Raw genomic sequence first — 12816 nt, forward strand, 5'->3', positions numbered from 1 at the left:
AGGGGACGATCATGAATTTCAAATTTGCCCTTTTTTTCGGGTTGAGCCTGGCCATTGCTGCCCCGGCCATTGCGCAGAAAGCTGTTGAAGCACCGGGCGGAAAATACGCCAAGGACGCCGAGCAGATGTTCCGCACCTCCTTCAAGGCCGAAAATCCGAAATACTGGATGACGCGTCTGGAGCAGGACGAAACGATGAAGACCTGCCAGCAATACCGCGACAACCCGCCGCGCAAGATCGGCGAGAAGCTGGAAAAGCTGAATGCCGCGACCATCCGCTACCCGGTCGAAGGCAAACTGATCGGCGACTGGAAGGAAGGCGAGAAGCTTGCTGCCGTCGGCACCGGCGGTCACATTGGTTTCATCCAGCCCGATCCGGCCGGCCGCGTGCGTGGCGGCAACTGCTACGCCTGCCACGAGCTGGCCAAGAAAGAAATCGCCTACGGCACCATCGGCCCCAGCCTGCGTAACTTCGGCAAGGTGCGCGGCAAGGACGAGGACACGATCAAGTACGTCTACGACAAGATCTACAACTCGAACGCCTTCACGGCCTGTACCAACATGCCGCGTTTCGGCCTGCACAGCTGGCTGACCCCGGAGCAGATCACCCACATCGTGGCCTTCCTGATCGATCCGGAATCGCCGGTGAATAAGGACTAGTTGCTAGTGGTTAGTCGGTAGTTGTTAGCAAACAGCAATTACCGACTTTCAGCTAATAACTAACGACTAACAACTACGGACTAAAAAACATGAGCATGAATCGCCGCGAATTCCTGCAGGTCATGGCCGTCGCCGCTGCCGGTGGCATGAGCCTGCACAGCGACCTGGCGCTGGCCGAAAAGGGCGCCGCCAAACTTTATGACCTGCCCAAATTCGGCAATGTCAGCCTGTTGCACATCACCGACTGCCATGCCCAGTTGCTGCCGATCTACTTCCGTGAACCGAACGTCAATCTCGGCTTTGGCGACCAGTTCGGCAAGGTGCCGCACCTCGTTGGCGACAACCTGCTCAAGCACTTCGGCTTCAAGCCGAACAGCATCGAGGCGCACGCCTACACCTATCTGAATTTCGAAAAAGCCGCCGAGACCTACGGCAAGGTCGGCGGCTTCGCCCACCTGGCGACGCTGGTCAAGCGCATGAAGGCGACCCGCCCGGGCGCCCTGCTGCTCGACGGCGGCGACACCTGGCAGGGTTCCGGCACGGCGCTGTGGACCAACGCCCAGGACATGGTCGACGCCTGCAAGGCGCTCGGCGTCAACATCATGACCCTGCACTGGGAATCGACCGTCGGCGAGACCCGCCTCAAGGAAATCGAGGAAAAGGACTTCGCCGGCCACGTAGACATCGTCGCCCAGAACGTCAAAACGACGGACTTCGGCGACCCGGTCTTCAAGCCCTTCGTCATGAAGAATATCAACGGCGTGCCGGTCGCCATCATCGGCCAGGCTTTCCCCTACACGCCGATCGCCAACCCGCGCTGGCAGACGCCGAACTGGAGCTTCGGCATCCAGGAAGAGAACATGCAGAAGACCGTCGACGAAGCCCGCGCCGCTGGCGCCCAGGTTGTCGTCGTGTTGTCGCACAACGGCATGGATGTCGATTTGAAGATGGCGTCGCGCGTCAAAGGCATCGACGCCATCCTCGGCGGCCACACCCATGACGGCATGCCGGCCCCAGTCGTTGTCAAGAATGCCGGCGGCCAGACCCTGGTCACCAACGCCGGCTCGAACGGCAAATATCTTGGCGTGCTTGATTTCGACGTCAAGAACGGCAAGATCGCCGACTTCCGCTACAAGCTGCTCCCCGTCTTCGCCAACCTGCTGCCGGCGGACAAAGACATGCAGGCCCTGATCGACAAGGCACGCGCGCCCTACCTGTCGAAACTGAACGAGAAGCTGGCCATCTCGGAAGGCACGCTGTACCGCCGCGGCAACTTCAACGGCACCTTCGACCAGGTCATCCTCGATGCCCTGATGAAAGTGAAGGATGCCGAAATCGCCTTCTCGCCGGGCTTCCGCTGGGGCACCTCGCTGCTGCCCGGCCAGCCCATCCTGATGGAACACGTGCTCGACCAGACCGCCATCACCTACCCGTGGACGACGGTGACCAACATGAGCGGCGAGATGATCAAGACCGTGCTCGAAGACGTCTGCGACAACCTGTTCAATCCCGACCCGTACTACCAGCAGGGCGGCGACATGGTGCGCGTCGGCGGCCTGCAATGGACCTGCGATCCGACGGCGAAAATGGGCCAACGCATCCAGAACATGATGCTCAAGAGCCAGTTGATCGATCCGAAGAAGACCTACAAGGTGGCCGGCTGGGCACCCGTTTCCGAGGAAGCCAAGAATTCCGGCGAGCCGATCTGGGACGTTGTCGCTACCTATCTGCGCGACATCAAGACGGTCAAGCCGGTCAGCCTGAACCTGCCGACCCTGAAGGGTGCGGCCAACAACCCGGGGATTGCCTGATGAACAAGCGCCTGTTTTTCAAGCACGCGCTGGCCGTTGGGCTGCTGGCTGCGTCGTCACTGAGCCTGGCGGCCGATTGGGCGCCAGGCAGTACGGACTGGGACAAGCTGCCGGAGGTCAAGAAGTCCAAACTTGGCCTTTACCTGACGCCGCAGCAAGCCTACGACATGAAGAAGGCCAACCCGAAAGGCGTTGCTTTCTTCGATGTCCGGACCCGGGCCGAAGCCATGTACGTCGGCTGGCCGAGCGATGCCGACGCGCTGGTACCTTTCGTCGAGCATCCGGAACTGATGACCGAATGGGACGACAAGCGCTTCATGTACAAGCTGGAGCCGAATCAGGACTTCGTGCCGGAGGCGGAGCGTCGTTTGAAGGAAATGGGGCTGGGTAAGGACGCCACCATCATCCTGATCTGCCGCTCCGGCGACCGTAGCTCGAAGGCGCAGGATCGCCTGCAGATGGCCGGTTACAGCAAGGTTTACAGCATTGCCGAGGGGGTTGAGGGCGACACCGTCAAGGACGGCCCGAAAGCGGGGCAGCGGGCAGTCAACGGCTGGAAGAACGCCAATTTGCCCTGGACCTACAAGCTGGACAAAGCAAAGATGTATTTCGCCAAGTAGGCCGCAAGTTCTGACTCAGGCCCCGCCGCAGTGATTCTGCTGGCGGGGTTTTTTTCGTCTCTTGTGCCGGTTCGGCGGCTGTTCTACGGCTCAGGGTTGAAAGGCACTCGCCATAGAGGCGGTGGCTTTCGGGCGATCGATCAGGCGGTTGGTCAGCCCGGCTCCCGCCCACATGCCGATCAGCGAAATCCAGGCGGTTAGCGCAAAGATGGCGGCGCCGGAGACGCCGGCACCGACGGCACAGCCGCCGGCCAGCATGCCGCCGAAGCCCATGCAGACGGCGCCTGCGATATAGCGGCGCATGCTGTGGCCGTCCTTGAAACCTTCCAGTTTCAATTCACGACCCCAAAGGGCGGCAAGGAATGAGCCGAGGACAACGCCCGGGACGAGGCCGATATCGAAGTCCCAGGGTTGCCCCGGCGGCGACAGCACCAGCATCAGCGTGTCGGCCGATGGGCCGGTGAAACTCAGGCTCTGGACCGGGATGATCTCGAAGGATTGCGTACCAATCTGGTAGGTGACCAGCCAGGCCAGCCCGACCATGATGCCGACGCCGGTGGCGCCGAGGCATTCGCGGGCGCCCAGCCGGGCTCGCCTGGCGAAGTGGATGGCAGCAGCCAGCCAGATCAGGCCGAACAACAGCCCGCCGACATGCCCCATGTGCAGCGTGGCGAGGAGGTCTCGGGTGCCGCCGCCCTGAATGGTCCACCAGCTGGCAATCCAGGTTCGCACCGGGGAAAGCAGGCCGTTCAGTGAAGCCTGGGCGACCACCGCAAAAATCAGCCCGGTGAGCAAGGCGCGCAGATTGCCATTGGCGGCGAGGACCAGCATGCGCGACGAACAGCCGCGCGCCAGGATCATGCCGATGCCGAACAACAGCCCGCCGACCAAAGCGCCCGAAATGCTGCCGGTGGCGGCCAGTTGGCGGGCCTGCGAAACATCAAGCCAGCCTTGGGTGATGAACAGTTGCGTCGCAATGACTGCGGCGGAAAAAGCGAAGAGCCAGACGGCCAGCTTGCCGCTGCCTTCACGGTTCCAGAATTCGACGACGGCCGAGCGCAGGCAAAAACGCGAGCGCTGGGCAAACAGACCGAAGAGCAGACCGATCACCAGCCCGGCCAGGGTGACTGTCGTCTTGTCGCCGAGGGTTTCGATCAGACTGCCCAGGTCCATGATTAATGCTTCAAAGGACCGCAGGCATGCCAGCCTGGATCAGAACAGCTCGATTTCACCATCGCTGCTCGACTTGGCATGGCTGGCGGCATTGCTCGACTGGAGCGCATCGCCCTTGACGTGAGAGTTGACCAGCAACTCGACCAGCTTCTGGCTGCGTTTGCGGAAGCGCTGCAGGCCATCGGATTCGTTGTCGTGCTGCAGGGCGAGGAAGGCATGCATGTATTCGCCGACATTGACGGTACGCTGACTGATGCGCCCCATCATCTGCGTCACGATGTCTTCGAACTGCATGGCCATGACGCCTTCCTGCGTCAGGTTGTGCATCTGCTCGGTCACCGCGGTGATGTGATCGGAGTGTTCGCGCGCCTTGCTGGTCAGTTCCAGCAGTTCGCTGCCCAAGTCGTGCAGGGTGGTGCGGGATTTCTCGGCGATGCTCATGTCGATGTTGGTTGCATCGGCGATCCGGACGCCCACTTCCTGCAGCGACTTGAGAATGTCGCTCAGGCCGTGGCGGATATCGACATTGAATTCCCCGGTACGGGCAGCCAGATTGCGCACTTCATCGGCTACCACAGCGAAGCCGCGGCCAGCTTCGCCGGCCCGTGCGGCTTCGATGGCGGCGTTGAGGGCCAGCAGGTCGGTCTGCTTGGTAATGCCGGCGATGTCGTTGAGCGAGCCGGTGATGTGCTTCACCTGGTTCTGCATCTGATCGAAACTGCTGGCGATGCCCTGGCTGGTCGTTTGCAGTTGGGTCATCTTGCTGACGAATTCGGCAATCAGCGAATTGGTTTCATCGAAGAAACGTTGCAGGCTGACCTGCGAGTTTGCCTGGCTGTTATTCGAGTCGGTCATTTTCAGCATCTGATCGATCAGCGAGCGCAGCACTTGACGTTGGTCGGATGACTGCGATTCGAGACCGGTCAGGCTGCCGGAAATCTTGTTGACCGAAGCGCGGATGACCTCCTGCGCCTCCTGCATGTCTCTTTCCAGCGAGGTGAATTGCAACTCGGCATGCGCCATGGCCTCGTTGGAGAGCACATGGTATTCGGACATGACGTCGTTCAGCTCGTGAAAATGCTTCTGCTGGTGTGCTTTCCAGCGTTTCCGTTCACGGAATGAAAACAGGATGGCAGCAACGACAAGCCCGGCCAGCAGCAGGAAAAAGTGTGCCGAGAGCGGACCGCTGACCGCTGACCAGACCCATAGCAGGAGGCATGTAACTGCTGTAAGCCAGATCAGCAGGTCGTCGATTCTTTTCATTGGCAGGGCCTTGGATTGCAATAACGGCCGATTGTAAGGTTTCTGATATTTTTGGTATAGCTAAAGAAGCCGCTCACCCCATCGACTTGAGGTTCTGGATGATCTCGCCGGCCATGGGCTGGGCATCGCCATAGAGCATGCGGCAGTTGTCGGTATAGAACAGGGCATTCTCTACTCCGGAGTAACCGGTGCCCTTGCCGCGCTTGATCACGATGACGTTCTGCGCCATGTCGGCATTCAGGATCGGCATGCCGTAGATCGGGCTGGACTTGTCGGTGCGGGCGCTCGGATTGACCACGTCGTTCGCCCCGATGATCAATGCCACATCGGCCTGGCCGAATTCGCCGTTGATTTCCTCCAGATCGAAGATCTTGTCGTAAGGCACCCCGGCTTCGGCCAGCAGTACGTTCATGTGGCCGGGCATGCGGCCGGCCACCGGGTGGATGGCAAACTTCACCTCGACCCCGACTTCCTCGAGCATCTCGGTCATCTCCCACACTTTGTGCTGGGCATGGGCTACGGCCATGCCGTAGCCCGGCACGATGATGACCTTGGAGGCGTAACGCATCATTGCGGCTGCATCGAGGGCAGAGAGTTCCTTCATCGTGCCGCTGATCGCTTCGCCACTGGAGGCGGCAACCATCGGCGTGAAGAGGATGTTCGAGATCGGCCGGTTCATCGCCTTGGCCATCAGCTGGGTGAGCAGCGTGCCTGCCGCACCTACCACAATACCGGCGATGATCAGGGCCGGATTGCCGAGGACGTAGCCTTCGAAACCAACAGCCAGACCCGTGAAGGCATTGAACAGCGAGATCACCACTGGCATGTCGGCCCCGCCGATCGGCAGGGTGACGATCAGGCCGAGGATCAGCGAGATGGCGAAGAAGAAGTAGATCAGTTCCGGCTGGGCCGGGGCCATCACCACCATGGCGATACCGAGACCGATGGCGTTGAGGGCGAGGATCACATTGATTGCATTCTGGGCCGGCAGACGAATGGCTTTCTTCAGCACCCCTTGCAGTTTCGCCCAGGCGACACAGGAGCCGGTGAAGGAGACAGCACCGATCAGCGCACCGATGACAGCCAGAACGGTGGTCACGGTGCTGTGCACATCCCCGCGGGCGAACTCGATGGCGGCAATCGCGGCGGCAGCCCCACCGCCCATGCCGTTGTAGATGGCGACCATCTGCGGCATGTCGGTCATCTTGACCTTCTGGCCGGAGATCCAGGCAGCGGCACCCCCCAGGCCGAGGGCAGCGACCATCAGGGCAATGTTCTTCAGGCCGGGCACCAGGAAGGTGCCGGCGATGGCGATCAGCATGCCGTAACCGGCGATGACGATGCCCTTGCGGGCGCTGGCCGGGGAGCTCATGCCCTTGAGGCCGAAAATGAACAGGGCGGCGCCGAGGAACCAGGCGCCCTGGACGTAAATGGGGAGCGTCATGGTTAGCTTTCTTTCTTCTTGAACATGGCGAGCATGCGTTCGGTCACGACGTAACCGCCGGCCGCATTGGCGGCGCCGAGGGCAACGGCGAAGAAGCCGATGGCTTGTTCGACGACGGTGTCGGCATTCCCCAGTGCGATCATGGCGCCGACGACGACAACGCCGTGGATGAAGTTGGAGCCGGACATCAGCGGCGTGTGCAGGATAACCGGCACCTTGGCGATGATCTCGTAGCCTGTGAAGGCGGCGAGCATGAAGATGTACAACGCGAGCAGGCCATCCATCAGTTTTCTCCCAGAACTTGTTTGACCACCGGATGCACGGTGGCGCCATCACGGCACAGCACGGTGCCGGCCAGCACTTCGTCGCTCCAGTCGAACTGTAGGCTGCCGTCCTTGATCCACGGCGACAGGAAGTTGTAGAGATTCTTGGCGTAGAGCTCGGAGGCGTGGGTCGGCATGCGGGAGGGAAGATTCAAGGGGCCGTGGATGTTCACGTCGTTGGCGATGACGTGTTCGCCCGGCTGGGTCAGTTCACAGTTGCCACCGGATTCGGCGGCCATGTCGACGATGATGGCGCCGTATTTCATGCGGCCGACCATTTCGCGGGTGATGATGACCGGGGCCTTCTTGCCCGGGATGGCAGCAGTGGTGATGACGACATCGGACATGGCAATCACTTTGGTCAGCTTCTCGACCTGCGCCGCTTTCTCTTCGGCGGTCAGTTCGCGGGCATAGCCGCCGGTGCCATCGGCAGAAACACCGGTGTCGACGAACTTGGCGCCGAGCGATTCGATCTGTTCCTTGGCGGCGGCGCGCACATCATAGGCTTCGACCATGGCACCCAAGCGCTTGCAGGTGGCGATGGCTTGCAGGCCGGCGACGCCGGCACCGATGACGAGGACACGGGCCGGCCTGATCGTCCCGGCGGCGGTGGTGAGCATCGGGAAGAATTTGGTGCAGCGGGCGGCGGCGATCAGGCCGCACTGGTAGCCGGCGCAGGCGCCTTGGCTGGACAGGGCATCCATGCTCTGGGCGCGCGAGATGCGGGGGAGCAGTTCCAGCGAGAAGGCGGTGATCTTCCTGGCGTTCAGTGCGGCCAGGCGTTCCTTCGACTCGAAGGGCTTGAGCAGGCCGATCAACACCGAGCCTTCGGGCAGGGCTGCGATCTCGCCGAGGCTCGGCGGGGTGACGCGGAGGATCAGGTTGGCTTGGCCGTAGGCTTCGATCGGGCCGGGCTGGAACTCGACATCGGTGTAATCCGAATCGAGAAAGTGGGCTTGGATGCCGGAACTTTGCTCCATGCGTAGTCGGGCGCCGAGGGCGGCAAATTTCTTGGCTGTCTCGGGAGAGAGCGCGGTGCGGCTTTCGCCATCCGCGCTTTCGCGAGCAACCGCCAGGGTCAGCGGCATTGAAGTTCTCCTTGAGGTTCTAATTTGAATACTTGGCGCATTGGTGCCGATCGATTGGTATCGATCACTGTTGTATTAATGCATTTGCGCGAAAGATAAGTGATTTGTTATGACGTGAGTAGTCAGAGTTTCTGACCGCCTTATTCAGCAATGCCTTAACTATTGCCCTCTACGATGGGCGCCGGGGCATTGATGAAGCGCAGTTCCTGCGGGTAGGGGAAAAAGTCTTCGACGTGGCCGCTGCGGATTTTCTCCTGCGCGTCCTGCCAGAACCCGGGGCTCAGCAAATCCTTGTGGTGCTTGATGAAAATCTTGCGAACTTGCGGCGAGGTGAGCAGGAAGGTGGCGAATTCCTCCGGAAAGACATCGCCCCGATTGACCGGATACCAGACCTCGCCCGACATCTCGGTCTCGAAATCCGGGGCCGGCGGGATCTTGCGGAAGTTGATGTCGGTCATGTATTCGATTTCGTCGTAGTCGTAGAAGACGACCCGGCCAAAACGGGTGACGCCGAAGTTCTTCCACAGCATGTCGCCCGGGAAGACGTTGGCCTGGGCCATTTCGCGGATGGCACTGCCGTATTCACGGATGACGTGTTCCAGTCCTTCGACATTGTTGGAGCGCTCCATCCGGTCTAAGTGAATGTTGAGCGGCTCCATGCGGCGCTCGATGTACAGGTGCTTGATGATCAACTGGTCGCCATCGACCTCGAAGCAACTGGGGGCAAGTTTTTGCAGTTCGGCCAGCACCTCGTCGTCGAAGCGCTTCAGCGGGAACATCACGTTGGAGAATTCCAGCGTATCGGCCATGCGCCCAACGCGGTCGACCTGCTTGACCATCATGAATTTCTTCTTGACAGTGGCACGGTCCATGTCCTTGGAACTGCCGAAGACGTCCTTGATCAGCTTGAAAACGTAGGGGTAGGAGGGCAGCGTGAAGACCAGCATGACCAGGCCGCGGATGCCGGGGGCCATGATGAATTTGTCTTCCGAGTGATGCAGGTGATAAATAAAGTCGCGGAAGAACATGGTTTTGCCCTGTTTGCCGAGGCCGAGCATGATGTAAAGCTCGGAGCGCGGCTTGTTGGGCAGGATGGAGCGGAGGAACTGCACGTAACCGGACGGCACCTCCATGTCGACCATGAAATAGGCGCGTGACAGCGAAAAGAGCAGGCCGATCCGCCAGGCATCGAGCAGGATGGTGTCGAGATAGAGCTTGCCGTCCTCGTTTTGCAGCACCGGAATGGTGAAGGGGTATTCGGTGGCGCCGTTGATCGCCTTGCCGATGATGTAGGCGGCCTTGTTGCGATAGAAGGCCGAGCCGAGCACCTGAATCTGGAAATTGACTTCGCGCCGGGGCATGCCGTTCAGGAAGCGGTGGACGGCCTGGTAAACATGCTCGATGTCGCGCTCCAGATCGACAAACGACCGGTGCCAGTCGAAATCCCCGACGATCTTGCGAATCGCGCCGCGCAGGCCGTCTTCCTTGGCGTAATAACTGCGGTAAGTCTGGGTGTCGTCGCCTTCGATGTTTTCCGTGGAAATGCTCGGGCGAACGAAGATGAAATCGTTGTGGAAATAGTTACGGTGCAGGATCTTGGTCGTCACCGAGTTGAAGAAGGTCTCGGCCAGTTCGGGCTGCTTGTGGTTGAGCAGCAGGCCGATGTAGAGCAGTTTGACCTGCTGCCAGGTGGTGTCGTCGATGGAGGCTGCATCGAACTCGTTGCGCAGGCGCTCGACGCATTCGTCGACCCGGTCGTCGTAGAAGCGGATGCGTTCCTTGACCGCCTTGTGCACACCCAGCCAGTCGGCCTGTTCAAAGCGCGTTTTTGCTTCGCGGCTGGTCTGGCGGAACAGGGTGTAGTGCTTGTTGAAGCCCTGGATCATGGCCAGGGCGATCTGGTGTGCGTTGGTGCCGTAGAGGCCGACGGATATTTTCATGGTCGAAAAAGCCTGAGTTCAGCGCCAAATATTAGCACCAGCGTAAAGCGCCGATGTGACTGAATTTGCAGCGAAATCGCAATGTGAAAAGGCATTTCGTTGACTGAGATGAAACGGGGGTTGATACTCTTGCTGTTTTGCTTCAGCAAACCGGTTCACAAAGGGCCGAGCTTTACCCTCGGCTCCAAAAATTCAATCCAACGCAAGGGGATATTCATGGCTGGTGGAAAGTCGAAAATCATTTACACGCTGACCGATGAGGCGCCGCTGCTGGCGACTTGTGCATTTTTGCCGATCATCCGCACCTTCACCGGTCCGGCCGGTATCGAGATCGAAAAGGCCGACATCTCCGTGTCCGCCCGTGTTCTCTCTGAATTCTCCGATTTCCTGAAAGACGAGCAGAAGGTCCCCAATACGCTGGGCGAACTGGGCAAGAAGTGCCTGCTGCCGGAAACCAACATCATCAAGCTGCCGAACATTTCTGCTTCTGTTGCGCAGCTCAAGGCCTGTGTCAAGGAACTGCAGGAAAAGGGCTACGCCATTCCCGATTACCCGGAAACTGCCGATACCGAAGAAGCCAAGGCGCTCAAGGCCCGTTTCGGCAAGTGTATTGGTTCGGCCGTCAATCCGGTGCTGCGCGAAGGCAACTCCGACCGCCGCGCGCCGGGCGCCGTCAAGAATTACGCCAAAAAGCGCCCGCACTCGATGGGCGAATGGAAGCAGTGGTCGCAGACCCACGTTTCCCACATGGAACACGGTGACTTCTACCATGGCGAAAAGTCGCTGACCCTGGACAAGGCACGCGAAGTCCGCATGGAACTGATCGCCAAGGGCGGCAAGACCACCGTGCTGAAGCCGAAGCTGTCGCTGCTCGCAGGCGAGATCATCGATTCGATGTTCATGAGCAAGAAGGCGCTGTGCGACTTCTACGAAGCCCAGCTCGAAGACTGCCGCGAATCAGGCATCCTGTTCTCGCTGCACGTCAAGGCGACGATGATGAAGGTCTCGCACCCGATCGTTTTCGGCCACTGCGTCAAGATCTACTACAAGGACGCCTTCGAGAAGCACGGCAAGACCTTCGATGAACTGGGCATCAATGTCAATAACGGCATGGTCGATCTGTACGAGAAGATCAAGCAGTTGCCAGAATCGAAGCGCGACGAAATCATCCGTGACCTGCACGCCTGTCAGGAACACCGTCCGCGCCTGGCCATGGTCGACTCGGCCAAGGGCATCACCAATTTCCACTCGCCGAACGACATCATCGTCGACGCTTCCATGCCGGCCATGATCCGCCAAGGCGGCAAGATGTGGGGCGCTGACGGCAAGCAGTACGACAGCAAGTGCGTCATGCCGGAATCGACCTTTGCCCGCATCTATCAGGAGATGATCAATTTCGTCAAATGGCATGGCAACTTCGATCCGAAGACCATGGGCACCGTGCCGAACGTTGGTCTGATGGCCCAGCAGGCCGAGGAATACGGCTCGCACGACAAGACCTTCGAAATCACTGAAGACGGCATCGCCAATATCGTCGATAACGCCACCGGCGAAGTCCTGCTGACGCAAAACGTTGAAGCCGGCGACATCTGGCGTGCCTGCCAGGTCAAGGACGCGCCGATCCGCGACTGGGTCAAGCTGGCTGTCACCCGTGCCCGCAATTCCAACACGCCGGCCGTCTTCTGGCTGGACCCGTACCGCCCGCACGAAAAGGAACTGATCAAGAAGGTCGAAACCTACCTGAAGGATCACGACACCAGCGGCCTGGAAATCCACATCATGTCGCAGGTTCGCGCCATGCGCTTCACGCTGGAACGCGTCGCCCGCGGCCTCGACACCATCTCGGTGACCGGCAACATCCTGCGCGACTACCTGACCGACCTGTTCCCGATCATGGAACTGGGCACCTCGGCCAAGATGCTGTCCATCGTCCCGCTGATGAATGGCGGCGGCATGTACGAAACCGGTGCCGGCGGTTCGGCCCCGAAGCACGTCCAGCAGCTGACCCAGGAAAACCACCTGCGCTGGGATTCGCTCGGCGAGTTCCTGGCCCTGGCCGTCTCCCTGGAAGAGCAGGGCATCAAGGATGGCAACAAGCGCGCCATTCTGCTGGCCAAGACCCTGGATGCCGCCACCGGCAAACTGCTCGACAACAACAAGTCGCCATCGCCGAAGACCGGTGAACTCGACAACCGCGGTTCGCAGTTCTACCTCGCCATGTACTGGGCGCAGGAACTGGCAGCGCAGACCGAGGACAAGGAACTGGCGACCCACTTTGCCAAGCTGGCCAAGACCCTGACCGACAACGAGGCACAGATCATCGCCGAACTGAAATCGGTGCAAGGTCGTCCGGTCGATATCGGTGGCTACTACAAGGCCGATGCCGAGAAGTGCAAGGCCGTCATGCGTCCGAGCCCGACGTTGAATGCCGCACTGAAGGCCGCCCGCGCCTAAGTCGCAAACGTCTCCGAACAGCCCGGCGAACCCTCTGGTTC

At 60.1% G+C, this 12816-nt stretch carries 9 protein-coding genes and 1 pseudogene; 4 read left to right on the forward strand and 6 right to left on the reverse strand.

Annotated elements, in window-relative coordinates:
* The first annotated feature begins 11 nt into the window (after nucleotides 1–11).
* The 3 genes from soxX to KI617_RS05400 all read left to right on the forward strand — a co-directional run bounded on the left by soxX (nucleotide 12) and on the right by KI617_RS05400 (nucleotide 3090).
* Entirely contained in the window at nucleotides 12–659 is a 648-nt protein-coding gene (gene soxX, locus KI617_RS05390) for a sulfur oxidation c-type cytochrome SoxX (RefSeq protein WP_226450996.1), read from the forward strand.
* An 89-nt stretch (nucleotides 660–748) separates the two neighbouring features.
* Nucleotides 749–2470, forward strand: a complete 1722-nt coding sequence (soxB, locus tag KI617_RS05395; RefSeq protein ID WP_226450997.1) for a thiosulfohydrolase SoxB — start codon at nucleotides 749–751, stop codon at nucleotides 2468–2470.
* Nucleotides 2470–3090, forward strand: a complete 621-nt coding sequence (locus KI617_RS05400) for a rhodanese-like domain-containing protein (RefSeq protein WP_226450998.1) — start codon at nucleotides 2470–2472, stop codon at nucleotides 3088–3090. The genes soxB and KI617_RS05400 overlap by 1 nt, the downstream gene beginning before the upstream one ends.
* A gap of 90 nt (nucleotides 3091–3180) precedes the next feature.
* Here KI617_RS05400 and KI617_RS05405 read toward each other — a convergent pair whose 3' ends face one another.
* The 6 genes and pseudogenes from KI617_RS05405 to aceK form a co-directional block, all read right to left on the reverse strand.
* The gene (locus tag KI617_RS05405; protein WP_226450999.1) at nucleotides 3181–4263 is read right to left on the reverse strand and encodes a YeeE/YedE family protein; all 1083 of its coding nucleotides are present in this window, start codon (nucleotides 4261–4263) and stop codon (nucleotides 3181–3183) included.
* A 384-nt stretch (nucleotides 4264–4647) separates the two neighbouring features.
* A pseudogene (locus tag KI617_RS20505) lies at nucleotides 4648–4968 on the reverse strand (methyl-accepting chemotaxis protein); the annotation flags it as partial.
* A gap of 631 nt (nucleotides 4969–5599) precedes the next feature.
* Nucleotides 5600–6970 (reverse strand): NAD(P)(+) transhydrogenase (Re/Si-specific) subunit beta, encoded by a 1371-nt coding sequence (locus KI617_RS05415; RefSeq protein ID WP_226451000.1) that lies wholly within the window; start codon nucleotides 6968–6970, stop codon nucleotides 5600–5602.
* Nucleotides 6971–6972: 2 nt separating this feature from the next.
* Nucleotides 6973–7254, reverse strand: coding sequence for an NAD(P) transhydrogenase subunit alpha (locus tag KI617_RS05420; protein WP_226451001.1), 282 nt, complete (start codon nucleotides 7252–7254; stop codon nucleotides 6973–6975).
* Nucleotides 7254–8381 (reverse strand): NAD(P) transhydrogenase subunit alpha, encoded by a 1128-nt coding sequence (locus tag KI617_RS05425; RefSeq protein ID WP_226451002.1) that lies wholly within the window; start codon nucleotides 8379–8381, stop codon nucleotides 7254–7256. The genes KI617_RS05420 and KI617_RS05425 overlap by 1 nt, the downstream gene beginning before the upstream one ends.
* A 155-nt stretch (nucleotides 8382–8536) precedes the next feature.
* Complete coding sequence (gene aceK / locus KI617_RS05430; protein WP_226451003.1) at nucleotides 8537–10321, reverse strand: bifunctional isocitrate dehydrogenase kinase/phosphatase; 1785 nt, start codon at nucleotides 10319–10321, stop codon at nucleotides 8537–8539.
* Between the two features lie 216 nt (nucleotides 10322–10537).
* On the opposite strand from aceK, the gene KI617_RS05435 reads away from it, so the two are divergent.
* Entirely contained in the window at nucleotides 10538–12775 is a 2238-nt protein-coding gene (locus tag KI617_RS05435; protein WP_226451004.1) for an NADP-dependent isocitrate dehydrogenase, read from the forward strand.
* Nucleotides 12776–12816: the final 41 nt, after the last annotated feature.

The sequence above is a fragment of the Ferribacterium limneticum genome (assembly GCF_020510625.1).
Classification (GTDB): Bacteria; Pseudomonadota; Gammaproteobacteria; order Burkholderiales; family Rhodocyclaceae; genus Azonexus; species Azonexus limneticus_A.

Coding starts and splice junctions, on each gene's coding strand:
- soxX (WP_226450996.1), top strand. CDS start 12: ATGAATTTCAAATTTGCCCTTTTTTTCGGGTTGAGCCTGGCCATTGCT.
- soxB (WP_226450997.1), top strand. CDS start 749: ATGAGCATGAATCGCCGCGAATTCCTGCAGGTCATGGCCGTCGCCGCT.
- KI617_RS05400 (WP_226450998.1), top strand. CDS start 2,470: ATGAACAAGCGCCTGTTTTTCAAGCACGCGCTGGCCGTTGGGCTGCTG.
- KI617_RS05405 (WP_226450999.1), bottom strand. CDS start 4,263: ATGGACCTGGGCAGTCTGATCGAAACCCTCGGCGACAAGACGACAGTC.
- KI617_RS05415 (WP_226451000.1), bottom strand. CDS start 6,970: ATGACGCTCCCCATTTACGTCCAGGGCGCCTGGTTCCTCGGCGCCGCC.
- KI617_RS05420 (WP_226451001.1), bottom strand. CDS start 7,254: ATGGATGGCCTGCTCGCGTTGTACATCTTCATGCTCGCCGCCTTCACA.
- KI617_RS05425 (WP_226451002.1), bottom strand. CDS start 8,381: ATGCCGCTGACCCTGGCGGTTGCTCGCGAAAGCGCGGATGGCGAAAGC.
- aceK (WP_226451003.1), bottom strand. CDS start 10,321: ATGAAAATATCCGTCGGCCTCTACGGCACCAACGCACACCAGATCGCC.
- KI617_RS05435 (WP_226451004.1), top strand. CDS start 10,538: ATGGCTGGTGGAAAGTCGAAAATCATTTACACGCTGACCGATGAGGCG.